The organism is Anaeromassilibacillus sp. D41t1_190614_C2, from assembly GCF_015558525.1.
Taxonomy (GTDB): domain Bacteria; phylum Bacillota; class Clostridia; order Oscillospirales; family Acutalibacteraceae; genus Anaeromassilibacillus; species Anaeromassilibacillus stercoravium.
This window is the reverse complement of the sequence record NZ_JADMOD010000001.1, coordinates 212,574-238,417: the sequence shown is the minus strand read 5'-3', so window position 1 is coordinate 238,417 and position 25,844 is coordinate 212,574. Positions and strand designations below refer to the sequence as shown.

The 25,844-nt window shown below is 51.9% G+C and carries 26 protein-coding genes and 1 pseudogene; 2 read left to right on the top strand and 25 right to left on the bottom strand.

Annotation, left to right across the window (positions count from 1 at the left end; all coding sequences use genetic code 11):
* Nucleotides 1-7 precede the first annotated feature (7 nt).
* From I2G69_RS01045 to I2G69_RS01030, 4 genes are all read right to left on the bottom strand, one after another.
* Nucleotides 8-1,651: an HD domain-containing phosphohydrolase gene (locus I2G69_RS01045; protein ID WP_087230159.1), complete on the bottom strand. Its 1,644-nt coding sequence runs from the start codon at nucleotides 1,649-1,651 to the stop codon at nucleotides 8-10.
* 237 nt (nucleotides 1,652-1,888) lie between these two features.
* The gene (locus I2G69_RS01040; RefSeq protein ID WP_419761416.1) at nucleotides 1,889-3,439 is read right to left on the bottom strand and encodes an AMP-dependent synthetase/ligase; all 1,551 of its coding nucleotides are present in this window, start codon (nucleotides 3,437-3,439) and stop codon (nucleotides 1,889-1,891) included.
* The gene (locus I2G69_RS01035; protein WP_172749512.1) at nucleotides 3,399-3,791 is read right to left on the bottom strand and encodes a 4'-phosphopantetheinyl transferase family protein; all 393 of its coding nucleotides are present in this window, start codon (nucleotides 3,789-3,791) and stop codon (nucleotides 3,399-3,401) included. Before I2G69_RS01035 ends, I2G69_RS01040 begins: the two co-directional genes overlap by 41 nt.
* 218 nt (nucleotides 3,792-4,009) lie before the next feature.
* Nucleotides 4,010-4,240: an acyl carrier protein gene (locus I2G69_RS01030; protein ID WP_087230153.1), complete on the bottom strand. Its 231-nt coding sequence runs from the start codon at nucleotides 4,238-4,240 to the stop codon at nucleotides 4,010-4,012.
* 341 nt (nucleotides 4,241-4,581) lie between these two features.
* Between I2G69_RS01030 and I2G69_RS01025 the strand changes: the two genes are divergently transcribed.
* Complete coding sequence (locus tag I2G69_RS01025) at nucleotides 4,582-5,412, top strand: undecaprenyl-diphosphate phosphatase (protein WP_087230150.1); 831 nt, start codon at nucleotides 4,582-4,584, stop codon at nucleotides 5,410-5,412.
* A gap of 186 nt (nucleotides 5,413-5,598) precedes the next feature.
* Here I2G69_RS01025 and I2G69_RS01020 read toward each other — a convergent pair whose 3' ends face one another.
* The 13 genes and pseudogenes from I2G69_RS01020 to I2G69_RS00965 all read right to left on the bottom strand — a co-directional run bounded on the left by I2G69_RS01020 (nucleotide 5,599) and on the right by I2G69_RS00965 (nucleotide 15,731).
* Nucleotides 5,599-5,943, bottom strand: coding sequence for a phenylpyruvate tautomerase MIF-related protein (locus I2G69_RS01020; protein WP_087230148.1), 345 nt, complete (start codon nucleotides 5,941-5,943; stop codon nucleotides 5,599-5,601).
* A 59-nt stretch (nucleotides 5,944-6,002) separates the two neighbouring features.
* Nucleotides 6,003-6,272 (bottom strand): GIY-YIG nuclease family protein, encoded by a 270-nt coding sequence (locus I2G69_RS01015; RefSeq protein ID WP_087230145.1) that lies wholly within the window; start codon nucleotides 6,270-6,272, stop codon nucleotides 6,003-6,005.
* Between the two features lie 11 nt (nucleotides 6,273-6,283).
* The gene (thpR, locus tag I2G69_RS01010) at nucleotides 6,284-6,850 is read right to left on the bottom strand and encodes an RNA 2',3'-cyclic phosphodiesterase (RefSeq protein WP_087230142.1); all 567 of its coding nucleotides are present in this window, start codon (nucleotides 6,848-6,850) and stop codon (nucleotides 6,284-6,286) included.
* 201 nt (nucleotides 6,851-7,051) lie between these two features.
* The gene (locus I2G69_RS01005) at nucleotides 7,052-7,810 is read right to left on the bottom strand and encodes a hypothetical protein (protein ID WP_195560046.1); all 759 of its coding nucleotides are present in this window, start codon (nucleotides 7,808-7,810) and stop codon (nucleotides 7,052-7,054) included.
* A gap of 65 nt (nucleotides 7,811-7,875) precedes the next feature.
* Complete coding sequence (locus I2G69_RS01000) at nucleotides 7,876-8,691, bottom strand: signal peptidase I (RefSeq protein WP_195560045.1); 816 nt, start codon at nucleotides 8,689-8,691, stop codon at nucleotides 7,876-7,878.
* A 59-nt stretch (nucleotides 8,692-8,750) separates the two neighbouring features.
* Complete coding sequence (locus tag I2G69_RS00995) at nucleotides 8,751-9,305, bottom strand: hypothetical protein (protein ID WP_191362281.1); 555 nt, start codon at nucleotides 9,303-9,305, stop codon at nucleotides 8,751-8,753.
* A gap of 150 nt (nucleotides 9,306-9,455) precedes the next feature.
* Complete coding sequence (locus I2G69_RS00990; protein ID WP_195560044.1) at nucleotides 9,456-10,289, bottom strand: TasA family protein; 834 nt, start codon at nucleotides 10,287-10,289, stop codon at nucleotides 9,456-9,458.
* A 265-nt stretch (nucleotides 10,290-10,554) separates the two neighbouring features.
* Nucleotides 10,555-12,210, bottom strand: coding sequence for a hypothetical protein (locus I2G69_RS00985; RefSeq protein ID WP_195560043.1), 1,656 nt, complete (start codon nucleotides 12,208-12,210; stop codon nucleotides 10,555-10,557).
* Between the two features lie 421 nt (nucleotides 12,211-12,631).
* Entirely contained in the window at nucleotides 12,632-14,227 is a 1,596-nt protein-coding gene (locus I2G69_RS00980) for a peptide chain release factor 3 (RefSeq protein WP_191395219.1), read from the bottom strand.
* 18 nt (nucleotides 14,228-14,245) lie between these two features.
* Nucleotides 14,246-14,644: an SMU1112c/YaeR family gloxylase I-like metalloprotein gene (gene gloA2 / locus I2G69_RS00975; RefSeq protein ID WP_243254760.1), complete on the bottom strand. Its 399-nt coding sequence runs from the start codon at nucleotides 14,642-14,644 to the stop codon at nucleotides 14,246-14,248.
* 78 nt (nucleotides 14,645-14,722) lie between these two features.
* Nucleotides 14,723-15,028, bottom strand: a pseudogene (locus I2G69_RS14120) ((deoxy)nucleoside triphosphate pyrophosphohydrolase); the annotation flags it as partial.
* Nucleotides 15,025-15,390, bottom strand: a complete 366-nt coding sequence (locus I2G69_RS00970; RefSeq protein WP_087230331.1) for an arsenate reductase family protein — start codon at nucleotides 15,388-15,390, stop codon at nucleotides 15,025-15,027. The gene I2G69_RS00970 and the pseudogene I2G69_RS14120, both read right to left, overlap by 4 nt.
* A 5-nt stretch (nucleotides 15,391-15,395) precedes the next feature.
* Nucleotides 15,396-15,731 carry an arsenate reductase family protein gene (locus I2G69_RS00965; RefSeq protein WP_087230117.1) on the bottom strand — a complete coding sequence of 112 codons (336 nt, stop codon included), beginning with the start codon at nucleotides 15,729-15,731 and terminating at the stop codon, nucleotides 15,396-15,398.
* 315 nt (nucleotides 15,732-16,046) lie between these two features.
* On the opposite strand from I2G69_RS00965, the gene I2G69_RS00960 reads away from it, so the two are divergent.
* Entirely contained in the window at nucleotides 16,047-16,271 is a 225-nt protein-coding gene (locus I2G69_RS00960) for a hypothetical protein (RefSeq protein WP_237967123.1), read from the top strand.
* A gap of 102 nt (nucleotides 16,272-16,373) precedes the next feature.
* Here I2G69_RS00960 and I2G69_RS00955 read toward each other — a convergent pair whose 3' ends face one another.
* The 8 genes from I2G69_RS00955 to I2G69_RS00915 form a co-directional block, all read right to left on the bottom strand.
* Nucleotides 16,374-17,759, bottom strand: coding sequence for an oligosaccharide flippase family protein (locus tag I2G69_RS00955; RefSeq protein WP_172749510.1), 1,386 nt, complete (start codon nucleotides 17,757-17,759; stop codon nucleotides 16,374-16,376).
* Between the two features lie 61 nt (nucleotides 17,760-17,820).
* The gene (locus I2G69_RS00950; protein ID WP_195560042.1) at nucleotides 17,821-19,053 is read right to left on the bottom strand and encodes a glycosyltransferase; all 1,233 of its coding nucleotides are present in this window, start codon (nucleotides 19,051-19,053) and stop codon (nucleotides 17,821-17,823) included.
* A 14-nt stretch (nucleotides 19,054-19,067) separates the two neighbouring features.
* A complete protein-coding gene (locus I2G69_RS00945) occupies nucleotides 19,068-20,642 on the bottom strand; it encodes a hypothetical protein (RefSeq protein ID WP_195560041.1) in 1,575 nt (524 codons plus the stop codon).
* A gap of 257 nt (nucleotides 20,643-20,899) precedes the next feature.
* Nucleotides 20,900-22,624: an Rqc2 family fibronectin-binding protein gene (locus I2G69_RS00940; RefSeq protein WP_330610093.1), complete on the bottom strand. Its 1,725-nt coding sequence runs from the start codon at nucleotides 22,622-22,624 to the stop codon at nucleotides 20,900-20,902.
* 69 nt (nucleotides 22,625-22,693) lie between these two features.
* Entirely contained in the window at nucleotides 22,694-24,175 is a 1,482-nt protein-coding gene (locus I2G69_RS14115; RefSeq protein ID WP_243254719.1) for a Nif3-like dinuclear metal center hexameric protein, read from the bottom strand.
* Between the two features lie 80 nt (nucleotides 24,176-24,255).
* Nucleotides 24,256-24,459, bottom strand: a complete 204-nt coding sequence (locus tag I2G69_RS00925) for a DUF1858 domain-containing protein (protein WP_087230099.1) — start codon at nucleotides 24,457-24,459, stop codon at nucleotides 24,256-24,258.
* A 181-nt stretch (nucleotides 24,460-24,640) separates the two neighbouring features.
* Nucleotides 24,641-24,916 carry a zinc-ribbon domain containing protein gene (locus I2G69_RS00920; protein ID WP_054323897.1) on the bottom strand — a complete coding sequence of 92 codons (276 nt, stop codon included), beginning with the start codon at nucleotides 24,914-24,916 and terminating at the stop codon, nucleotides 24,641-24,643.
* A gap of 103 nt (nucleotides 24,917-25,019) precedes the next feature.
* A complete protein-coding gene (locus tag I2G69_RS00915) occupies nucleotides 25,020-25,616 on the bottom strand; it encodes a sigma-70 family RNA polymerase sigma factor (RefSeq protein WP_237967120.1) in 597 nt (198 codons plus the stop codon).
* Nucleotides 25,617-25,844 lie beyond the last annotated feature (228 nt).

The following is a 25,844-nucleotide window of genomic DNA, read 5'->3' as shown; positions in this document are numbered from 1 at the left end:
AAATCAATCACTCATTCGAAAGCGTTACCAACGTCGGTGAATGCCCCGTATATGGAAGAAATACCTCAAAGATGTCCTTTGTGCGGATTTTCAAGCTCGACGTATTGCGGCACGGATGGCATCCGAACAAAGGTTCCTCTGCTACATCCCGGTCCACCAAGAGCTGCACTTGATGCTCTGGGTCGTTCATCAACGCAAGGATACTTACCGAGCCCGGCGTCACCCCCAACATCTCCTCCAGCGCCTCTGGCCCCGCAAAGGATAAGCGCGCACTTCCAATCTGGGAAGATAGCTCCTTTGTATGGAAAGCCTTATTCCCTGGCATGACCAACAAATAGAAATGGGTCTTTTGACGGTTGCAGAGAAACAGGTTTTTACAAATTTCCACCCCTAAAAGGTCTTTGACCTCTTCACAATCTGCAATGGTAGCTGCCGGGCTGTGATCCAGGCGTTCATAAGAAATCCCCAGTTGATCCAATAGGTTGTATGTAGCCATCTCCTCCGGGGATCGGTTTTCTCCGCTTGGTCCTCCCTGATAAATGTGCTTATCCTGTATTTCCATATACGCACCTCTATATGCAGGAAGGCTGCCATCCGAGCACTCCGCTGCATGGAAGGCAAACTGTTCACATAGCTGTTTTTCTACTTCCATAAAGCACTTCAAAAGCATCGGGTTGAATGCGCCACATTCCCCATCCTGGATCATTTGTACCGCTTGGCTATGTGAATAAGGGGGCTTATAGATCCGTCTGCTCACCAGGGCATCATATACATCGGCCAGGGAAACTACCTGCGCCGCCAAAGGGATCTGGTTTCCCACAAGGCCATCTGGATAGCCACACCCATCCCAACGTTCGTGATGGGAACGGCAGATTTCATAACAGCAGGTAGCCAGCGCGTCGTCCTGCTCATAGACAAAACTCTGCAAAAGCTCACACCCATAGAGCGTGTGCCTTTTCATAATGGCATATTCATACTCCGTCAATTTCCCAGGTTTGAGCAGCACAGAATCTGGGATCGCAATCTTCCCAATATCGTGCATTGCAGCGGCATAAATGATCGTTTCCACCTGTTCTTCACCCAGCCCCAGTTCCCGGTGGGTCACCGCCAGATGGCGCAAAAGCACCTCTGTAATCCCACGGATCCGGCGGATGTGCTGCCCAGATTCGCCGTTCCGGAATTCCACCGCTGTGCTGAGCGCATCGATGATGAAGGTATAGGTACGGCGTAGTTTACACTCTTGCTGGCGCAATTCCCGTGTCTGATAGGTGGCTATTTTATCCAAATAGAGGCGGTGCGCATAGAGTTCCATCATATTCTGTATGCGCCTCTGGGCAACCTCAGCAGGGCATGGCATACAAATGACGTCTGCCATTCCCAAACCATACCCACGTAAGATAACTTCATCTACTTTTTTCGAATGGCGGGAAACAATTGTGACAACAGGAATCCGATCCGTCCAATGCAATTCGGATAGAAGCTCTAGGACTTCAAATCCGTTCAACTGTGGGTCCTCCATACCCAAAAGTATGGCGGCAATCCGGTTATGGCCGGTTTCCAAGTCTTGCAATATTTGTTCCTGGCTCTGGGCTTCCAACATTTGATAGGAACATTCAAACCATTTGCGCAAATTGTCACGTTCTGCGCCCATGTTTCCTACAAGCAGAATCCCCCTTGTCCTCACTCTTACGCCGCCTCTCCTAATAGACTGAATCGCCAAAAGGCGATGGTTTTTGTAACCTATGCCTGTATATTATAACGTAAGTTTGAGGACTTTACAAGAGCAGTGCAACAAAAGAGACAAAGTTCTACAATCCCCTTTGCCAAACAGGCGGTTCCCCCCTGAAATCTCTGGAAAAGGGACCGCCTGATTCTTTTATATTGGCTTCTATTTGGAGGATGCCGTCCCGTAGTGCCGTTTGATCTTACGGGAGGTCGTTTTTTCAAACTCTGTCTCCCGCAGTTTGATCCTGCGTACCTGCTTAAACATCGGCAAAGCCCGGTTCATGGCATCCACACGTGCAGAAAGCTCTGCTTGGACATCTTTGATGCGCTTCTTGGCAGCATACTCCTCGTTGGGGTAGATCTCTGCTGTAATCTGCCCGTCCTCCTCATATACCAATACTTCGGCGACCAGAGGGTCTTCGCTGATCCGGTTTTCCAGCTCTTCCGGGGAAACATTTTCCCCATTGCTCAGAATAATCAGGTTCTTCTTGCGGCCTGTGATATACAGGAAATTGTCCTCATCGACATAGCCGAGATCGCCGGTACGCAGCCAACCGTCCACCAGTGTCTCCTTTGTAGCCTCTTCGTTCTTGTAATATCCTAACATCACCGAGCTGCTTTTGACCCAGATTTCTCCGTCCACGACCTTTGCTTCACAGCCAGGCAGCAATTTCCCTACGGATTCCTCTTTGACACATTGTTCCGAATTGCGGCTGATACAGGGAGCGCACTCCGTCATACCGTACCCTTGCACCAGGTTGATGTTCAACTCCCGGAATTTTTCGATCATCTCCGGATTGAGGTACGCGCCGCCGCAGTAGATCGTGCGTAAATTTCCGCCAAACGCCGCCTTCGCAATCACCTTTTTGGGGATCACCAGGGACTTTTTCGCTGCTTCACAGACTTGGTTGTACATAACCTGTGCGATCATTGGCACCACTAGCATGGTATTTGGCTTAAAGACCTGCAAATTTTTTGCAATGCGCATCAGGGAATCGTTAATGCAGATGGTTGACCCCAACTGTAACCCTTTCAGGATATCGCAGGTAAAACAGTAGGCATGGTGAATTGGCAATACTGTCATCAATACGGCCGATCCAGGTTCGATGCCCATTTCCAAATGGACGACATTATCAATCAGGTTCCGATGATTGAGCATAACCCCCTTGCTCTTTCCAGTTGTTCCAGAAGTGTACATAATCACGCTGAGCTTTTCCCGATCCACAGGTTCGTCAAACGTCCCCGCCGTTTCTTCCAGGCATCGGTGAAAGGATAGCGTCCCCTCGCCATGTTCCGCACGCTGCATCTCAAAATAGATCATAAGCTGCGGGCAGCCGCTCCGCACCTGCTCGGCAATATCCGCATAGCTACTGTCATAGACCAACACTTCCACATCCGCACGATTCAGCTCGTCGCAGATGTCGGCAGCCGGCAGTTCCTTATCGATCGGTACAGCGACCCCACCGGAATTCACCGTTCCAAAATAGGCAACAATCCACTCATAGCTTGTAGGCCCCAACAGCGCCACATGCTTTCCGCGGAGATTTCTCTGCAACAGTGTCCGGCTAAACGCCTCGCTGTCCCGTTTGAGGTCCAGATAGGACCGGTCGATGATCTCCTTTTTCTTTTTATAGCGGATTGCAGTCTTCTCCCCATAGGTCTCAGCTGAAAAGTCAACCAAATCCTTCAGGTTTTGCAATTGATCCATCCTCATAAGTAATACCTCCTATCCGTTCTGGCAAATGCCGTAAGACGGTTACCGTTTGCTCTGGGGGAATTCCTTTTTTGCACACAGAAAGTATAAATTTTTTATTTATTACTTTTTGTATAAAGAAATAGCCGGGCACGTTGCTCTTTGGGGGGTCCCCCAGATGAAAAGAAACCTCCCGGAGAGGATACCCAAGCCCGGTCCCTAACGCTTTTCCATAGCTTTCTTTTAACGTCCAAAAGCGAAAGAATGCTTCTTCCCGCTCCCGGCTATCACCCAAAAGCTGTTCCCGCTCAACCGGAGCCAAACACCGGTATGTCAGGCGTTCGGAATATGGGCGGACCGCTTCGATATCCACGCCTGTTTCCACGCAATCGACCGCGCAAGCAACCATCCCTGTGCAATGGCTAACGCTGAACCGGACTTTTGGGAAATCATGTAGGAACGGTTTCCCCTCTGGCGTCCGTGACAAAACCAACCTGCCAGAAAAGCCGTGTAGACGATGTAGCGCCCAGGCGAGCAAGGTATAGGCAGCCCGGTGCTCCTGCCCTTCCAAAGGAACTGGACAAGTACAAATCATTCTTCTGTCAAAGTGGCGATGTAATCCAGCGCTTCCTGCACCGTTTTGATCTTTGCCGCCTCGCGTTCCTCCACCTCGATGTCGAATTCATCCTCAACCTCTCCGACGAGACACATAAACTCATAAGAATTGAATCCCAAATCTTCCACAAATCGGGAATCCCTGTGGATATCCTCATCTGCCACCTGAACATAATTCCGTATCATTTCTTTTAATTGCTCAAACATTACGAAACCCTCCTCCTAGTTTTACAAGCCATCCACATTTTCAAAGGCATATTGAAAACTCTAGGCTATAATTGGATTATAGCCTTGCAGAATAAAGTTTTCAATAGACGAGGTAGCAAGCTTTTTTGATTTTGTTGTTTTCCGCTTTGTGAAAGAGGCACAGTTTCGACCTGTTTCGATGTTATTCGGATTTTTTATAAACGGGATCATCCTTTTAAGAAATCGCTAAATATCGTTTTATTTTTATGTCATCCATTGTATAATGGATAACGGCGGCCGGAGGCGCATCCAATCTGACGGCGCCCTCTGCCAGAACGACCAACCGTTTAGGAGGTATATCAATGGATTTACTGGAGCTCCTCAAAGCTGCCATTCTTGGCATCATTGAAGGTATCACGGAATGGCTACCCATCAGCAGCACGGGCCACATGATCCTTGCAGACGAATTCATCAAACTCAACACTTCGCAGGCCTTTAAGGATATGTTCCTGGTCGTTATCCAGCTAGGTGCGATTCTTGCCGTTGTGGTGCTGTATTTTCACAAGCTCAATCCCTTTTCACGAAAGAAGACGCCAACGGAAAGGCGTGATACATTCACCCTTTGGGGCAAGGTTATTGTTTCCTGTTTGCCTGCGGCGGTGATCGGGCTCCTTTTCGATGATATGATCGAAAGCATCTTTTTCAATTATGTAACGGTCTCCATCATGCTCATCCTCTATGGTGTCCTGTTTATCTTAGTGGAGAATTGGAACAAACGCCGTAGGCCAAAAGTACGCACGCTCTCGAATCTCTCCTACCGCACTGCCTTTTGTATCGGTCTGTTCCAAGTGCTGGCGCTGATCCCTGGGACTTCCCGTTCTGGGGCGACCATCCTCGGAGGAATCCTGCTTGGTGCATCCCGCACGGTCTCCGCAGAATTTACCTTTTTCCTAGCGATCCCCGTGATGTTCGGCGCAAGCTTTTTAAAAATGGTCAAGTTTGGCTTTACATATACCGGTATGGAAATCGCCATCCTTTTGACCGGCCTGATTGTAGCGTTTGTGGTTTCCGTCCTTGCTATCAAATTCTTGATGGGGTATATCAAAAAGCACGATTTTAAAGCATTTGGATATTATCGGATCATTCTGGGGGCACTCGTCCTACTCTATTTTTTGGTATTTGCCAACGGATAAAAGTACTATTTGTATATATTGTCCTTATTATTACAAATGGTCATTCACGTGCTATAAAGGGCGCTCTCCATTTCAAAAAATTCCTAGCGAAATTTCCCGGCCCTCTTTGGACTACGCAAAAAACGCCTCCGCAATCGCGATTTTAGCGAATTGCAGAGGCGTTTTTCTCTTATCGGATCTCTCTATTTAAAAATTATTTCCATTCCAACCCCAATAGGCAACTTCTTCATATTTCACATAGATACGGTTTGGGGCGATCTGTAGCTCCTTGCTCAAAATATCCGTAATGGCTGCTGTCATTTGGTTGTACACGCTACCATTGGCTTTCCCATAGATTTTGACCTCTACAAAGGCTGCCGGTTTGTCACAGTCCCCCTGGAAGTAGATCTTGCAACCGTCTTCGAACGTGAGCATCAGCCAGTTTTCACTTTTTCCCGGGATTAGGGAAATTGCCTGCCCCAATTTGGCCTTAATCGCTTTTTCCTGCTGTTCCGTCATTTTAACGCTGACTTTCGTCTGGATGCATGGCATGGTATAACTCCTCCTTCTATCGATCGTTGTTTTCAAAAGTATAGCACAATCCATCTCTCTTAATCAAGCGGCCTTCCGTGGATTAGCGCCAGCTTTTGCAGCCTGGTCAAACGCTTAATTTCCGCCTCCCTACGCAAGGCAGCCGAACGGTCCGGCTGCGCTTCCTGATAAACGAGGTGGACCGGCCTACGAGAACGTGTATATTTTGCCCCACGGCCTGCATTATGGGCGGCCAGCCGCTTTTCTAGATGGTTGGTCCATCCAGTATAGAGGGTCCCATCGATGCACTGAAGCATATAAACAACAATCCCGTTTTCTTTCTCCGGCATCTATCCGCCTCCTATTCGTCGGAATCGTATGAATGGCCTGGCAATCCCTCCAACTCTCTCTCATAAATTTCCGTATATGTAAGTATTCCCTGTGGAGAGTCGGAGCGCATCAGGTAAAACTTTCTAACCTCCATATCCACTGGGGGGATGGTGGCAGAAAACGCTGCTAAAGGAAACCCTTCACACAATTTTACCTTTCTTCCTAGGGTGATGTGCGGCTGAAACCCCCTCTGCTCAAGCGGGAACCCCTTGAGCCGCAAGGCACGCTCTAAAAAACTTTGCAGTTGGCGGAGCCCCTGGGACTCTCTGACTCCAGCCCAAAGGATATCCCCGCCCTTTTCTTGGCAAAAACAGCCTATCCCCTCTAATCGCAGAGGAAAAGCAGGCAATTTCACCTGATCCATCACCTGTAGAATGGCATCCACCTCTGTAACATCTCCCAAGAAGGACAAGGTCAAATGAAAATTCTCTTTCCGTGTAAAATTTCCAGATAACGCCTGCTGGCAAAGCTGGTTTTCTATATACCAGAGTGCTTCTAAGATAGCTTCACTGAAACGGATGGCAATAAAGAGCCGCATTTTGAAACTCCTTTATCATGCAGAAACCCATAAATCTTCAAATGCTGTGTTACCAGCATCGTTCCAAAGCTCCTGCAATGAATCCAAAAGATTCTCACATAAAAAATAGCGCCTGCAACAGAGCGAGGCGCTATTAAAATGATTTGAGATGTGGCAATAAGCCGTTTACCGCTATGGATATTCCTGCTTTGTCTTGATCGGTTATTCGGATACCTCCAGGGTGCTGCTCTCTTCTCCTGCCGGTTCCGGTATGGTCGTATTGCCCTCTACCGGCCCATTCTGCCCTTCATCCAGCGCTGTATTCTCTTCCACGGATGTATTTTCACCTGCTGGCGCGCTCTCTTCTACCGATGTGTTTCCGCCTGCTGGCGCGCTTTCCTCCGCAGGCGTATTTTCGCCCACGGACGTGCTCTCTTCCGCTGGTGTATTTTGATCCGCTGGTATGCTTTCTTTCGCTGGTTCAGACACTTCTCCAGCGTCCGTCCCCACAACGTATAAGCTCACAGGTCCCAAATTCCGGACAAGAACGCACTCTTCCGGCAATCCTTGGATGGTCATCACACGCGCTGCGTCTTCTTCCAACTCATCAGGCAGGTCGATCACCAATTTCACTTTATCCTGATCCGCCCCGCTCAAAGAATCGTATCCATCCACATACAAGTTCACCGGCCGGCTGATTGTGATTCGGCCATCCGACAGGGTCTCTGCAGAAACTTGGATGGTATCATCCTCACCGTCTGATTTCACCATCTTCTTTAGACCGGACAGGTTCTCAGGTTCGACTGCACTTGAAAAATCTACAACATCCCCATCATAGACGGAGACGACCATCTCTTGATGGTCACCGAAAGAACCCCCTTCGCCTTCCTCCGAAGCGAGCGTTGTCCCTGTCGCCACTGTGAGCAGAAGCCCCATACTCAAAATGGTGGCCACTGGTAATTTTAAAAAACGCATTTTCATTGCAACCACTCCTTCGATTGATCATAAGCATGGATCTATATACAAGATTTCAGCTTGCTTTCAAATTAATCGTCCTTTATTTGAGAATCTTCTGCATCATGTTCATCCGACGGTTCAACCAGATCCGTACTTTGCGAAGCCACAAGCTCCTGCGCCTCTGGTCTTTGTTGCTCCGACGTTTCCTCTGTTGGCCCTTCAAAATTTAGCATCTCAGCGTCCCCTGGCTCTTTTTGTAGTCCATCGGGAAGCGCCTCCTGCTCGGAAGGGGCCTGCTCATCGGAAGCATTTTCGGATTTTCCTTCTTTAAGCGCCTTCTTTTCATCCTGGTAAGCCCAAAAGTTTTTCAATAAACTAATGGATTCCACAAATAGGATGATCATACATGGCAACAACAAAAGGAAGAAGAAACCATTCCTGGTCTTCATAAAATTCAAAAGATAGCCCAAATATGGGATATGAAAGATAACGCGGCCAATGACATTCGTTGGCACAGCGGCCGCATCGTCACGATCCTCGTTCGCATCACCTTTTGTGATAAACATCCGGCCGTTGTTGTTATCAACCACTTGGATAATCCGGTGACTCACCACTTGTCCACTCAATGAAGTATCATTGGAGATAAAGGTGATGATGTCCCCTTCCTGTAAGGTCATCGGGTCTACTTTCTCCACAATAATTACGCCGCCAACATTTAGAGTCGGCTCCATACTTCCGCTCAACACGGTAAACATTTGGTAATTCTGCAAAAACGGCAACCCGTTCCCTTTTGAACCAATCGCAAGATACAATAGGATCACGATCAGCCCAATCAGCACGACCAGAAAAAAAGCATTTAAGATTTTACAAATAATTGACCATATTTTTTTTATACGTTCCATCATACGCAGCCTTCCTTAGACATTTTTCTACAATTGCTGTGTATGACCGGCAACCGATCCTCTTATTCCTGAACAGACTCTGCCGCAGGGATACAAACATCTGCCGTGACATACAGCTGCGCGTCCTCCGTCCCCAAAATACTGAGATCCGAATCCGGAGCAGCTTTCAACTGCAATGTATAAGCAGTCGTGCTTGCATCTGCTTCCGCAGCATCAACCTTCGCAACAAAAGAGGTCCCATCCTCTGAGCGCTCCAAAGGCTCACCGTTATCGAGTATGGCGATCTCCCAATCCGCAAGCGCATCCTCAATTTCTTCGCCATCTGCATTTTTCACCAACACGCGGAAATTCACTTCCGTTTGAATGTTGGAAACATTCTGCATTTTAAACGGGATATAGGCCGTCTGGCCATCCTGCAAAGCTGTCAAGTTTAAAACGCCTGGGTCGGACTCCTCGTTGTTCGCAAGGTTCAGCTTGACATTGACCAACGCACTAGTAGCCGTCAGCGGCATCTGTTTTTGATCTACCTGCCACGCAAACGTAGCTGTACATACAGTCGCCAAAATCACCAGTATCAAAGTGAGACTTAGCCACGACTCTTTAAGCAGTTTGAACAACTTGCCCTTCCCCCTTGTGAAATAAGATAGGCCGGTGCACCGGGGCAACTGCCCCGGCGCGCCGGTTGATTTGACCTCTTAATAACCGCAAAAACCCATTCATATTTCGCTATTTCACTTTGCTATAAGACAAAGCTACTATAAATAATATTAGGCTTCGTCTGCGTACGTTGCACCTTCGTCAACCTGCTTTGCGTTCACAATAAAGTTGACATGGTACTCTTTGTTCTGGTACTCGTTGCCAGCAGTCTCGTCCAGATAGGCGCCCAGAGCATATGTATTGTTCTCAGCCGTTGCGCCCGCCGGGATGATGCCGTCCAGCTCAACACCATTTGCATTGTTGATCTTCAACAGAGTCTTCAGAGAGATGTCTTCGTTGACAACCTGCCAGCCCTTCTCTGCATCATTCTTGAAGAGGACAAAGTGGAGCTTCGTGCTTACCCCTTTGTAGAAATCCGCATTATAGATATCATCTCCAGCTTCGAAACCGTTGGGGTATGCATTTTCAACAGCAGCAGCATCATACCATTTGCCCAACTCATTGTTACATGCAACTGTTTCTTCTGTCTGGCGGATACCGCCGTTTCCATTGCTAACAATCTTCTTAATCGTATCATCAGCAGCCGGATCTACTTCTTCAAAGGTGAGTTTAACCTTCACAGGCAGAGTGCCGGCATTGTTGATAGCAAACTGCTGAACATACACCGGATCCGGATCATAGCCCTCATAGTCCTGTGTTCCATTCAGAGTTGCTGTCATCTCGGCAATTGCCGTGTCCTCCTCCATCGGACGCATGTTCACGAAGTTCAACTCTGTTCCATCAGATGCATCGTCATCGGAAACACTGATGTCCAGGATTCCGGCCTTAAAGTCTGCGTTGACTTTCTCGGTGTCGGTGAACCAAGCCATGGTAGCGCCAGCCACGAGGGTGAGAACAACCAGGATTGCTACACCGGACATTGCCAGTTTTCTCTTTGCGCTCATTTTTGTTTCCTCCTAATTGAATATATTTGGGTTTATGGACCGTCCCGGTCAAGGGACAATCCGCGCGGCCAAAATGTAGATAACGTTTTGTGGGTAAGAGTTTCCGCCTGTAAATGCCCAGGCGCCCCCACCTTTTGGCATGGCCAGTATTTGCATACCGCCGTCGTTTCGTGTGGCAGCCGTCTTCCTCATAAACTGCTGTCACACCGTTTCCACAGAAAGCCCTCTGCAATGCTTATGGCCTGCGAGTTCCCTCCTGAAAATCTCATCTTTCTTCTTGAACATCGTCCTGCTCATCTTTTTTCCCGCGGAAAAAGATACACAAGGCCCCGGAGCCTACCGCTAAAGTAGCTGAAACAGCGAGCAACGCCAAGGTATGATCGCCGGTCTTAGGCTTTCCACTTCTTCCGTCGGAATCTTCATTGATATTTCCTCCAGAGTACCCACCCGTAGAAGCACCGGACTCATCGTTGCCCTCTGGGGGCACGGTTGTCGTTCCGGAAGTATCTGTTCCGCCGCCTGCGGAGCCCCCGCCTTCCGACGGTGTCTCTGGAACGGTGGGCGGATTGCTGGAAGGATCCTCAGACGGCGTCGGGTCGGGACGGTCGTCACCGCCTCCACCTCCACCGCCGCCTCCGCCGCCATGGGAGGAATCCTCGCTGGAACTTCCTGGGTCGCTCGAAGCGTCCCCATCGTCTACATCGAACTTCAAAGCGAAATTAAAATCGATACAATGCGGCATCCAGTTGAATGCATTTGGCGCCTGATAAGCAAACGCCAGATGTTCCAATGTCAATACATCGTTTTCATTTAGTACCGTACCGCCGAAAACGTTTTCTGCACTCTGTGTAGCCGCCGAACCGGAATCCTTTTCCATGAAGTCTGCAATGCTCATTCCATTGGCAGAATCCTTCACACCGTCAATCGGAGACGTCTCTGCATCGAAGGTAAAACGCATGCAGTTGCTATAGAGGTAATGGTATCCCATTGCTAAGAGCTCCGGGTCCGTCTCCAGCATCTGATAATGGTTGTTCGGCTTAATAATGCCATATAGCTTAAATTGGTCAAACATGGGGTCCGTCGTATTGGGATCGAAGCGCTCCGAAGGGTCCTCCGAAAAGCTCTTAAACTCCATTTCGCCGCCCAAGACTTCCAATTTCTGCCGGTTGGTCAGATCTTCCAACGAATCCACATTATAATAAAGCTTCAAATAATCCGCATAAGTGCGGTCTGCGTCTGCGGAAACCGCGCGCTCGTGACCGTCCGCATCGCGGAAGGAAAGCGCTTCCTTCACACGGGAATCCACCTGCACCGCTTCGGTCAGCGTAACATCATAGGGGTCTTCTTTTCCAAACAGCCGTGCCAAAGGTTTGTTGCTTGTCCGAACCGCCGCCACAGCAAAGCGAATGTACTGGTCGTCAAATCCCAGAACATCAAAGGAATTGGGGATCGTCTGGTAAGCGGTGCCATACTGGATTTCATACGGATGTTCTTCCGTGCCATAATCCACCGATACAAATCCGGTGTACTGGCTGATATCCAGCGGGATCGGTCCACCCACCTGATAAGTATTGACCGTCGTAAAGTCATAACCGCCGGATTCCCAAACAAGCTTCTGGCCGCTTTCATTGACAAGCTTCACCTTTACGCCCGTATTGCTGCCGGGATGATAATTGTCCTCAATCAAAACATTCGGGGAAGCGATTGGGTCAAAGCGGATGGTTGCAACGCCATCTTCAATATCCCCCGGCTTAATGGTATAGACATAATAGCCGTCCTCTTGCACGAGGGCGCCTTCATCATCCACATGCCATGCGCCGCTTCCCAGGAATTGCTCCGCTGCCGCCTGTGTTAAATATGCAGAAATCGCACAAAAAACAATCGTCAGCGAAAGGAAAACGGAAAATGCCCGCTTTTTCATATCTGCCCCTCCTGGTCTATAAAACTTCTAAACCTAACATCCTCTTGAAGAACTCTGCATTTCTCCATAGAGGGAGCTATCCAATCAAACGCCATTGAGACGAACTTTCTAATTCATATGGATTATACCATTTAATGGCAGAAAATTTATTCTTTTTAGAAAATATTAAAGATACAACCCCTGCTACTTCTTCCGAACAAGCGTTAAGCAAGCCATCAACGGCCTTTCGTTACTTTACCCTAAGTATAATGTACATCTGCAAAATTTTCAAGGTATAGATGAAAAAAGCCTATATCTTTTTAAAAATTTTATGTACAAAGATAAAAGATAGATAAATCCTAGTTTAAATAAAAAGGATTTTCAGGTAAAGTATATACCTAAAAATCCTAAATTATTTTTCTATCTATAAAATTAGAGGACGTTATCTTCCAAACTCGGCAAGCTTCAGCCCTTCATTGTGCTCCAACGCCCAGTTAATGCTCCAACTATTGGCAAAAATGAGCAGGCGGTTCCCTTTCAGATCCTGAATCCGCTTTGTGTCGGAGGTCAAGTTCAACGTTTTGGGGTCCAGATCCTCATTCTCAATCCAACGGATATGCTCATAGGGAAGCCGCTCCATGTGGATATCCACATTGTACTCATTCTTTAGCCGGTATTCCAAGACCTCAAATTGGAGGACGCCCACCACGCCGACGATCACTTCCTCCATGCCGCCGCCCAGCTCCTGGAAAATCTGGATTGCGCCTTCCTGGGCGATCTGGGAAGTCCCCTTGATGAACTGTTTGCGCTTCATGGTGTCCACCTGGCGCACCAAAGCGAAGTGCTCCGGCGCAAATGTGGGGATGCCCTCAAACCGGAACTTCTTCCCCGGCACGCTGATGGTGTCGCCGATGGAAAAGATGCCCGGGTCAAAAACGCCAATGATGTCGCCCGCATAGGCCTCGTCTACAATCTCGCGCTCCTGCGCCATGAGCTGCTGGGGCTGGGAAAGCTTCATCCGCTTATCCCCCTGCACATGCAGCACCTCCATGCCCTTTTCAAACTTCCCGGAGCAGATGCGCATGAACGCCACACGGTCGCGGTGCGCCTTGTTCATATTCGCCTGGATTTTAAAGACAAACGCGGAAAAATCGTCGTCGAAGGGATCGATCTCCCCAGCGTCCGACTTGCGCGGCAGCGGGGGCGTCGTCATATGCAGGAAGTCCTCCAAGAACGGCTCCACGCCAAAATTGGTGAGCGCCGAACCAAAGAACACCGGCGAAAGCCGCCCGTGGCGCACCGCCTCCAGGTCGAACTCATAGCCCGCGCCGTCCAGCAGCTCCACATCGTCCACCAGCGTCTGCCGGTGATCCTCGCCGATCAGCTCCGCCAGGTTTGGATCGCTGAGGTCGGCTTCGATGGCCGCCACCTGGCGCTGGCCGTTCGCCATTTCATCGTTGGCACGGAACGCGATGATCTCCTTCTTATTCCGGTCGTAAACGCCCTTGAACTCCTTGCCGCAGCCGATCGGCCAGTTCATCGGATAGGTTTTGATCCCCAGCTCATATTCGATCTCGTCCAAAAGGTCGTATGGGTTGCGCGCTTCGCGATCCATCTTATTGATAAAGGTAAAAATGGGGATGTCGCGCAATAAACAGACCTTAAACAGTTTGCGGGTCTGCGGTTCCACGCCCTTTGCCGCGTCGATCACCATGACGGCGGAGTCCGCCGCCATCAGGGTGCGGTATGTGTCCTCCGAGAAATCCTGGTGGCCCGGCGTATCCAAAATATTGATGCAATATCCCTCGTAATGGAACTGCATCACGGACGACGTGACCGAAATGCCCCTCTGCTTCTCAATCTCCATCCAGTCGGAGACCGCATGACGCGCCGCCTTTTTCCCTTTGACCGCGCCCGCCATGGCGATTGCCCCGCCGTACAGCAGGAACTTTTCCGTCAGGGTCGTTTTACCGGCGTCCGGGTGCGAAATAATCGCAAAGGTTCTTCTTTTCTCAATTTCATTTACATACTTAGACAAGGCTGTTCCTCCAACTGCTTAATTTTGTCCGGGCGCCGCACACTGCTTGAGCTCCAGCGGCAGGCCGTCCGGGTCCATAAAAAAGGTGTACAAATCCCCTGTATAGGCGTCCACGCGGATTGGCTCCACCTCGACGCCGCGGCGTTCCAATTCTGCGACGGCCTCGTGGATGTCGGTCACCCGGAACGCCAAATGGCGCAGGCCGCAGGCTTCCGGCCGGGTCAGGCGCTGCGGGCTACCGGGGAAGGAAAAGATTTCGAGCTCGCAATCCCCAAGTTTGACATCCAGCTTATAGGAGCCGCGGTCAGCCCGGTAGTTTTCGCGGACCACTTCCAGCCCAAGGGTGTCCACATAAAATGCCTTTGATTTCTCATAGTCGGAAACAATGATCGCCACATGATGTACCGCCTGGAGCAACGCCCCTTCCTTTGCCAACCGGCGGACAATCCCCTCATCCGCGGGGCAGAAGGGCTCGCTGAGAAGTTCCGCCGGGCGCACCCACTTCATCGCCCGATGGACATGGTTCTCCGGCTCCCCTTCGGCGATTTCCGCATTAAAAAACGCAAAGGAGAACGGTTCCGTGCCGTAGGTGTAATGCTCCTGCGCATAAAGGCCCTTGGGACGAATCACGATCCCCAGCTCCTCTTGGCATTCTCGGACCACACACTGCTCCATGGTCTCCCCGGCCTCCCGTTTGCCGCCGGGGAACTCCCAGAGAAGGGAGCAGTTTCCGCCCTCTTTGCGCTGGCAAATCAGGATTTTCCCATCCCTGCGCAAAATCGCCGCGGCTACCTCCGTCATGCGTGCGCCTCCTTCCAGGCCTCCCATTCCGCGGGACGGAACCCGATCAGGACAAAATCATCGCCCACCAGAAGCGGGCGCTTCACCAACATCCCGTTTGTCGCCAACAGTTCAAACTGCTCCTCCGGCGACATCTCCGGCAATTTCTCCTTTAAGTGCATGGACTTATACAGCAAACCGCTGGTGTTAAAGAACCGTTTCAGCTCCCGACCGCTGCGCGTGTGCCATTCCTTCAGTTCCTCCACCGTGGGGTTCTGTTCCACGATGTGGCGGTCCGTATACGGTATGCCGTTTTCCTCCAACCACTTTTTTGCCTTTTGGCAGGTGGTGCATTTTGGATATTCCACAAACAAATATGCCATCTGTTTCACTCCCATGTTTTCCAAATGTCCGGGCAATAGCCCACGGTCGCCTGCTTCCCGTTCCGGACGATCGGCGTACGGAAAAGCGCAGGGGACTCCAAAAGCTTTTCGATTTTTGCGTCTTCGCTGGCCAGATACCGAAGGAGCAGCGCCCCTTCCGCCTTTTCATCCACCAGAGGTTCCAGGCCGCCCACCGCCGCTTTGACGCTAGACAGCTCCCCTTTGCTCATGCCAAAGCGCGCTAGGTCCACCATCTGATACTTGATGCGGCGCTCCTTGAAATAGCGTTCCGCCTTCTTAGTGTCAAAGCACTTCTTCTTTCCAAAAATCTGTATGTTCACAAGTCCCTCCTGCCCTTCACATCAAACCGGAAATTACCAAACGGGTATAGTTTACCCCGATCTGGAGAACAAAGTCAATACAGCGGCGGAAGGAATCGCCAACTTCTAGCAAAAATCCCGAAACGGATGCCGGCAAACAGCAGTTTTTCCGCCATATCCACTTCAAGCAAACCAATGGATGCGCCCAAAGCGGCCCGCCTGTTGCGGAGACTTCTAGGTATTTTTTTCGAAATGCAAGAGAAACTAAACGGTGCCGGGGAAATGAATCGCCGCCGAAGGCAATCACAGGATCCGGCGGAAAGGAGCCTCGCCAGAATGAACGATCCAAAAAACAAGCAGATGGCGCCGATGGACATGGAGGACGATTTTTTCGATTATGACACGGTCGCTTCCGCCACCGAATGCACCGGCTTGATCCAGACCCCGCCGGTGTCCGATGAGGAAGCGGAGGCATATACGGAGATCTATGCCATTCCGCAGCCGGAAAACCGGAATCCAGACGGTCTGCAACAAAAAGAGGGCAACAGCCGCACACGCTGATGCGCCGGTTTCCTCCTAAAACGTTTCTTATTTTCTCATCCGAAACGGGCACGCCGGTACATGGGAACAGACCGCTCCCATGCACGCCGGCGTGCCCGCTTTTTATCTGCGTGCCAATATCTTCCGCAAACTGACCAGCAGTTCCCCTGCGTTCAGCAGGATCATCAAGGCGGTCAAGAAAATCTCCATTGCGATCCAATAAGGCAGCTCCAAAATCATCACAAAGCTTTGCAGCAACAAAAGAATCATATTGATTGCCAAGCGGAGTTCGCTATAACGCATCCGTACAAAGCGCCGTGTGTCCACCGCGCGCAGCAGGAAGACCACGAAATAGCTGATAAAGGTGGCGAATGCCGCGCCGTTTACGCCAAAGCGCGGGATCAGCAAAAAATTTAAAATTACGTTGGTCACAGCGCCCACCGCTGTGGTCGCCAGGGACAGCATACTCTTCTTTTCCACCATATAGATGCTTCCCAGGAAATTGACAATACAAGTAAATACCGTCGCCATAACCAAAAAGGGGATGTACTGCCATGATGGATAGAATGCTTCGGACACCAAAAGCTTCGTGATCACCTTGCTGAATAGGATAATTCCAGAGCCAGTGATAAACAGCAGGGAGGTATAAGAACGGAATACCCTGGTAAAAAAGCTTCCACGTCCCTGCGTCTCTGTGATGGCGGACATCTGCCAGGCATCCATAAAAATGCCGGAGACCAGCACCACAATCGAAGGTACCTTATAGGCCACCGCATAGAGGCCGTTGGCGTCGTTTCCCAGCAGATAGGCAACCATATACCGGTCGGACACATTCGTGATCCACCAGAGGACATTGTTGGGGATCAGCGGTATGGCATATTTCAGCATCGCCTTCGATACGGTGCGGCGGAGCCCCTTGAACCGGATAAAGCGCCACAGCTGCGCATTCAACCCCAAAAAGAGCACCGAGAGCGTATCCGAGCACACAATGGCCAGGACATAACCGAATATGCCCCAATCCAGAGCGACCAGGAACAAAACATTGAATAAAATGGTCGTGAGCGTGCTGACAATGCCGTCCACGGCATAGAGCCGCACCTGGCCCCGCGCCCGCACAAATTGGGAACAGAGCGACCGCAGGCTGGACATCAGCACGAAGGCGTAGATCAGCACCGTATAGTCCGAAAGGAAATCCAACAAGCTCAGGAGTGGATACAGCAGAAGCATAACGCAAAAGCCGACCAGAATCGCGGAGAGCCCCGTTGTAAACACATCGCTCTTGCGGACCTGCCGGTCCAAGCCAAAGCGGATCACCGCATTGATAATCCCTAAGGACACCAGCGGGAGCAGGAGATTCCCTGTCTGTACGATCAGATCGGTGACGCCATATTCCGCATCCGTCAATACGCGCGTATACAGCGGCATCAATAGGAAAACCAGCACCTTCGAACTGAACGTGCCAATTGCAAAGATCACAGTATTGGAAATCAATCGTTTATATTTATCCAATGTGTACCCTCCAAAGACCAAATTCGCATCTTATTTGCGTATATCCGGGCACAACACCCTGTTACAGTTTTTCCAATTCGCTGGCAAAGCGCGTGTGGTTGGCCTTGTCGTAAAAAGAAGCATGCCACATCTGGCGTGCATTGCTGCGCAAAGCGGTCTTTTTGGCAGCGGGCGCGTCGGCATAGGCGGCGATCACCGCTGCAATCTCCTGCGGGGTTGGGTTTGCGCTGAGCAAAAAGCCGGTCCCTGCATTGATCATCTCCGGTATCCCGCCGACATCCGTCCCCACAGCGGGCACGCCAAAGGAAAACGCCTCCATAATGGACACCGGTGTTCCGCCTTCCGTCTCCGAAGCAGTGAGGAACAAATCCACATGCGTGGATTTATAATAAGCAATCACTTCCTCATTCGGAACAGCCCCCAGAAATGCATAGGAAACCTCTGGATTTCCACCCAATTTTTCCTCTGCAAGCCGGCGGACGGCTTCCTCCTGGCTGCCCCCGCCCGCATGGACCCAGCGGATCTTCCGCCCCGGGAGCAAGGAGAGCGCTTCCACCAAAAGGCCCACACGTTTGATCGGGATGATGTTGGAACAGGAGAACAGGCTGATCTCCTCCCCCCTGCCGGGCGGATTTAGGCCATTATCCGGTACGCCAAGATAGGCCAGTTGATAATGCCCATTGTCCTGCGTGGCAAAATGCTTTTTATAGTACGCACAAGCCTGGCGCGATACAAAAAACACCGCATCCATATGCCGGTCCATAAAGCGCTTGTACGGCTGGACGCCAGCCGGAGAGCGCTCGTTATAGAGATCATAGCCATGCGTGCGCGTGATGATGCGCATCCGCGGGTGGCGCTGTTTCTCCAATGCAAGCGCCATAGCCCCGTAATTGTACCAATAGGAGTAATAAATGGTATGTTCGATGCGGTCGAAAAAGCCCTCATCCCGCAGGTATTTTCGAAAGAGATGGGCGGACAGCCTGAAATTGCGCACCTCTGCTTCGCGGGCACGCCACGACCCTTTTGCATGTTCCTTCCCAAATACGCTGCGGTAGTAATTGCCATCCAGGAGGCAGCCGAATAGGTTGCGGATCTTCTCCCCCATGGTCGCGTCTTTATGATAGTGATACAATTTCACACCAGGAGGAAGCGGATACTCCTGCTTTTCCGCGGGACTCTTACAGATGACGCTCACCTCAAAATGCTGGCACGTCACCGCGAGCTCCGGCTGGACAAACGGCAGTTCCCCCCTGGTATAAGGATAGTGATCGGTGATTAAAATGAGTCGTTTCATAACGATGCTCCTGTTTACACAGATTCGGGCAGGCTATCCAGCTTGTGAATCTTCTTTTCAAAGAGCGGCGCCTGGACCAGCCAATAGACCAGGGCAATGCTGTAGGCAAACGGCGGATAGGAGGACGCCAACAGCGAGGTCACCAGATAGCCCGGCATCAGCAACACCGGGAAAATGGCATACGCATCCCCTTTCCGGCGGCGGAAATAATACAGCAGCGCGCGGAAGCCGGACGCCACATTGATCGCAAAATAGAACAAAGCGGTAAAAATGCCGCTGTCATACAAGATCTGTATGATGCAGTTGTGCGCGGTTGCCGCGACGCCATAATCGTGCACATAGATCTGGCCGCGCTCATGGCCGAAGGGCTCTATGCGCTGCGCAAACGCCTTCCAAATCAAGGTGCGGTGCGTGGTCACCTGGTCGGCGGTCTTCCCCTCCGTATCCAAGCGGTCCATAGCCGCATTGATGGCGTCGTCCAACCTTGTCCCCTGCAGGCGCGGATCGAGGTATTCATAGCCCTCCGGCAGCAAATCGTTGACCGCTGCATAGTAATACACCACATACGTGCCGCCCTTAATAAGCCAAAACGTGCCGGGAACACAGATGACAACCGCCAGGACCATCGGGACGATGTGCTGGACAGCGCGCAGAGCGATCGCTTTAAAGCCTTCGCCCCAATGCGCCACAATATAGTTTAAAACAAACCAAAGGACAAGCGTGACCGCCGCGGCGAGCAGCGCGGTACGCGAACGGCTGAATACGATCAGGGCGACCGAGGTGCCCAGCCCCAACAGGGAGGGGATCAGCTCCTTATGCATGCGGCAGACAAACGCCAGATACCGGAACCATGTGCCGGGACGGTGCGTGTCGAAACGCACCGGCGCGGCAACACGGGGTTTCTGGCCGATCTTGCGCCATGCCAGCGTGTAATTCATCATGAAGAGCGGAATGGTACAGGTCAGGTATTGGCCAAGGGAATTGGCATTGGTAAACAGGGCGCGGTACTGGCCGCCGGTGATCGGGCTGAACAGAACGCTCAGCACAAAAAAGACCAGGTTAAAGCTCACCAAGCCCTTTGTCACCAGGCGGAACAGGGTTCCGTAATCCCTGCGGTTATTCCAGATAAAATAGACGCACGGGAACACCAAAGTAAAGATGACCGATATGGCCGCCCAGTCGAGCGACGTGTAGATCGCCGATACGATAAAGAAGATACACATGCCGGCCCACAACAGCGTCATCATCGCATTGCAGCTCCTCCTCTGTAAGGGGCCCTTGATGGAACAGACTGCCACCACTGCCATCAGCACACAGCCGAGCAGGTCGAAAAAGACATATTTCACGACCGACGGCAGCGGAAGATGCTGCAAAATCAGGCTGGTGATGTTTGTGTGTTCCAAATAGATGATGACCATGATTCCAAAGAACGATGCGCTAATCAAAAAATTCTTCAAGCGGTCGCTCATCCTCTGCGCCAGCCCTACAAAGGGCTTGAGCACTGTTAAGAAGATGGTCTGCATCAAATCCGCAAGCAGATCTGCGGCCCGCTCCAGCAGATTGCCAGATTTCTCCGTATATTCGTTCATTCCGTATCCTCCAAACCGAAATTGTGTATTCCCTGTATATTCCACATGGTTCGCCAAAACCATCCAGTCGTTCCTAAAATATAAGGGTTATTATATACCCTCCGTTTCTTTTCTGTCAACGCACCGGACGGTTTCTGCGTCGGGAAGGCTGGAGCAGAAAGCCCCTACACTGCCAAAACAACCATTTTCTGGCCATCGGATGTCCTTTGAAACAACAAATCGTTTCTTCAAACCATTCCCTGTATCAATCGCCAACGTTATACCTCTTCGGAGGCTGCGGGGGTCACATAAACGGTATTATACTTGACATAGATCACCATGCCGGGCTTCGCCCCGGATGGCTTGTTGACATTGCGGACCTGCGTGTAATCCACAGGCACCTGTGAAGAATCCCGCGCGCGGCTGTGCGCCGCCGCCAGCATCGCCGCCTCGCGGATGGCTGTCTCCGTCGGCTCGCGCCCATCCGTCACCAGGATCGTATGCGAACCGGGGATATTCTTGGTATGCAGCCAGATGTCGTTGTTGTTTGCCTGCTTCAGCGTGAGGCGGTCGTTCTGCCGGTTGTTCCGCCCCACCAAAATACGGAAGCCGTCGCTGGATGTAAATTCCAACGGCGCTGCGGCCGCTACGGGCTTCTGCTTCCCCTTTTGCGCGCGGATATACCCCTGCTCCACCAGCTCCTGCCGGATCTCGGAAAGGTCGCGTTCCACCTTGGCGCGGCTCAATTCCTCAAAGACCGTGTCCAGGTATTCCAGTTCCTGCTGGGCTTGGCCGATCTGCTCGGTGAGCTTCTCCTCCGCCGTGCGCGCCTTCCGGTAGTCCTTGTAATACTTCTGCGCATTCTGGGAAGGCGTCTTCGAAGGGTCCAGCTTAATTTTGACCAGCGGAGCATCCGGTTCGTAAAAATTTTGCAGGGACACAACCGTGCTGCCCTTTTCAATCTGATAGAGGTTGGCGCTGATCAGGTCACCGCAGATGCGCAGCTGGTCGCGCTCCGCGCACTTCTCCAACTCAGCGCGCTGGATGTTGATCTTCCGGCTCAGGCGGTCGGAGACATTCGAGAGCACCCGCAGCAGATCCTGCGAGCGGGCGCGCATGCGCTCGATCCGGTCGCGGCCCGCATAAAAGGCGTCCAGAAGGCCAGAAAAGGTCTCCTGCCGGTTGACGACGGCCGCCGTCCCATACTGCGTGATATTCATAAACGAAAAATCCATCGGCTTTTTGGCCACGCTGACCGCCATGTAAGGCGCGCCCTCGGTCCCGCGCACTTCCCGGACCAGGCGGGCCAGGAAAAAGCGTAGACGTTCCCAGTGTTCCTCCGTCATCTCCTGGGTATACAGGTCGGCGCCGCGCCCGGTCAAATGCTGCAACTCCCGGCAGACCACCGGCGAAACGCCCTGCAAACTGGACAGCAGCGCCTTTGAGAGCTCCGTATCGGCGGGCAACGCCCGCAGGCGCGCCAAAATCTCCTCCGGCTCCGCTTCAAGCATGCAGAGCTTGTTCTGCGGCGGCGGGAGCTGATACGTCAACCCCGGCAGCACCAGGCGCTCAGAGGACATCTCCGCATCGACGCGCTTGAGCGCATCGACGATCTTGCCGTTTTCGTCCACCAAAATGATATTGCTGTAGCGGCCCATGATCTCCACCGCCAGCGTCAGGCGCACTTCGTCGCCCAATTCATTGATCGCATCAAAATCCAAAAGCAGCAGGCGCTCCAGGCCTGGCTGCCGTACAGCGGCCAGCTTCGCGCCGGACAGCCTCTTGCGCAGCAGCATACACAGCATGGGCGGCACCTTGGGGTTCTCCGGCACATACTGGGTAAAATGGATGCGCGCGCTGTTTGCCCGGGCGGACAGGAGAAGTTTATAGTGATCGGTCCGCGTCCGCAGGGTAAACACCATCTCCTCCCGGTTTGGCTGGGCGATCTTCTCCACGCGCGCCCCGAGCGCGGCTTCTTCAAGTTCCTTTTTTAAATGTCTCAAAAATGCTCCATCCAGAGCCATTGGTATCCATCCTTTCCATCGCGGCGAGCTTTTACCGCCGGCATGGGATTAGAGGAATCGGGCCGGGCTGTGCGCCCGCACGGACTTGGCCATTTTTACCTCCGGGAAGCGGTTCTGAAGCCGCTCCATCAGCGGCGCAATCACCACGTCCTCCGTAAAGAAATGGCCTGCGTCCACCAGTGTGATCCCCATATCCTCCGCATCGAGAAGCTGGTTGTGCTTCGTGTCCGCGGTGACCATCGCCTGCGCCCCCTGCGCGGCAGCATCCGGCGTGAGGTCCGCTCCAGCTCCCCCACAGAGGCCCACCGTGGTGATGGTCTTGCCCCCGTTCACATATTTCAGGCCGTCGCATCCCAGCACGTCTTTTACAAACGCAGCAAATTCTTCCGGCGTATAGGGGCGGCCGGTCTCCCCGATCAGGCCCTCCGGCAGGCCGCTGTGCTCGTATTCCTTGAGCATCCGCACGTTTTTGAGCTGTAACCGCTCCGCCAAGCAGGTGTTCACCCCGCCCTGCGCCATATCCAGATTGGTATGGGCGCAGATGGCGGCGATCCCGTACTGTGCCAGCAGATAGGGCGCCGAGTCGGGCGAAAGGCTCTTCAAGGGGTGGAAAATAACAGGATGGTGGCTTACGATCAACTGCGCCCCCATCTCGGCCGCCTCACGCACCACCTGCGGCGTAATGTCCAAAGCAAACAACACCGAACGGACCTCTGTATCGCGCGCTCCCACAAGAAGGCCCGGGTTGTCAAATCCCATTGCGGTATGAAACGGTGCAAATGCATCGATAAAATCATAAAATTGTCCAACAGTCGCCATAACCAATCCTCCTTTTTCGTTGTTCGTCTCACAGAGCTGTTGCAGCTTCTCCAAAATCATTTGCAGGCTTGACGCCTCTTCCACATTTCCTGAGAGACGCATCCCCTGCGCTTTTTTAGAAAGCCGGCGCGCACATTTCGCTATGTAGGCGCGGCTTTCCGGCGTAAACCCATCCAGCTTGCCGATATAGGGGTACAGCTCGCCGCCGCCCGCCTGCGCGGGGCAGTACTCCACCAGCATGACGGAATAGACGTGGCCGTCCTCCTCGGCCGCCTGCTCGCGTAGGATCGCAAACCCCTCCCGCTCTAGGAACCGGCGCAGCTCCTCCGCCGACGTCATCGGCTGCAAAATCAGGCGCTTGTCACCCGCTTTCAGCCACGGCGCCTCCCCGATCAGGCGGATGATGAGTTCCCCGCCCATGCCCGCCAGGACGATGTCGTCCGCTTCGTCCGGAGATAACGCGCGCAGCCCGTCTGAAAGCCGGGTGGTAACCTGTTCCTCCACATAGTAGCGGCGGATATTCTGTTCTGCGGAACGCAGCGGCAAGGGCTTGACGTCCGCGGCGATGGCGCTGGAAACCCGCCCCTTGCGCGCGAGCCAGATGGGTAAATAGGCGTGGTCCGTCCCGACGTCCGCCAGCTTTGTCCCCTCCCGCACCATGGAAGCGCACAACGCCAGGCGGTTCCCCAGGCGAAACAACGGATGGGGCATACAATGGGCCTCCTTTTCTCCAAATATGGAACCGCCGCCCGCCAAACATGTTGACGGGCGGCGTGTAAACCGATCCGAGCTTATTTGCCCTCCATATGGGCATTGAGCTTTTTCACCATTTCCTCCGGGTCCACACCGTGTACCATGCAGGCCTGCTCCAACGTCTCCCCGCGGGAAGCCGGGCAGCCCAGGCAATGCATCCCCATCTCCATAAAGAAAGGAGCGGTGGTCTTGTCCATATCGAGAATATCGCCAATGATGGTATCTTTTGTAACAGCAGCCATGTTGGTTCCTCCTATCGTTTCGATTGCGCTTCATATATAGAAAGCAAAATTCTGGTTTTTATTATAATACCCCGTCCATCGGATTGCAATACGAAGATTTGACACATTCCCCACTGCAAAACGAAAAACGCCCCGGAACATTCCGGGGCGCTCGACTGGCAAATGAAAGAATGTATATAACTTATTCTTCCCTCATCTTTGCAAAGCACTCGCTGCAGTAAACCGGGCGGTCCTCACGGGGCTTAAAGGGAACTCTTGCTTCCTTGCCACAGCTCGCGCAGATGGCGGTGAACATTTCGCGCTCAGGCTTTGCAGCATTCTTGCGCGCATCGCGGCAGGCCTTGCATCTCTGGGGCTCGTTTACGAAACCCTTGGAAGCATAGAATTCCTGCTCACCGGCGGTGAAAACAAATTCAGCGCCACATTCTTTGCAGATGAGAGTCTTGTCTTCGTACATTTGATATACCTCGCTTCAGATTAAAGATATTTGCCCTTGCCGGATTTGCACCGCGCCTTTGCCATAAAACAACGCTCCTCTTGAGCTGGGCATATGAATGGGACTAAAACGGTTCTTTGAGCTTGCGGCGCACACGTTGCAGGGCGTTATCTGCGGCCTTCGAGGTAATGCGGAGGGAGTCGGCAATCTCCTTGTAACTATAACCGCCCAAATAAAGCATAAGCACCTGGCGTTCCATTTTAGACAAACCACGGCTGATGAACTGTTTGAGAAGATGCAGGTCTTCTTCCTCCACCAGCATTTTTTCGGGGTTGACCTCCTCCCCGGCGAATGCGCCGCAGGAAGTCCCCTCCTCATTGAGCGGGACGAAATTGTTCAGCGGAAGATTTTTCCGACCGGCCGCCCACCGGTAAGCCATAATGATGCGGTTGGTGATACAAGTCCCCGCATACGTCCGGAAGCTTGCGCCCCCGTCCTCCCGGAAACTTCGGACTGCATCCAGCAATCCCAACAGCCCTTCCTGACACAAATCGTCCGCCTCCAGCATGGTGCCGTGAAACGGCGCCGCCTTTGCCCGGATGAGCGTCATATAACGGGAAGTCAATTCCAAAAAGGCATCCGGATCTCCGTCTCTCACAAGTGCGGCCAGCTGCTGATCGGGATAAGATTCCATTCGGTTGTTGTGCGTTTCTGCGGCCAAACCAAACACCTCATGAGACTCGCATTCCTTATGACTTTTTATATCATACTGCATTCTCTCTATAAAGTCAACAAATATTTACCCTTCGAAAAAAATATATTTGTTTTATTTCGTCAATGCGGAGGGCAAAGCTCTTTTCACAAAAGCCTTGAATGGTTTTTCACAAAGACTTTTCCGGTTTCCCGGATTTCTTTGTTTGCTTTACAGGCGAGGTACTTTGTGTTAAGA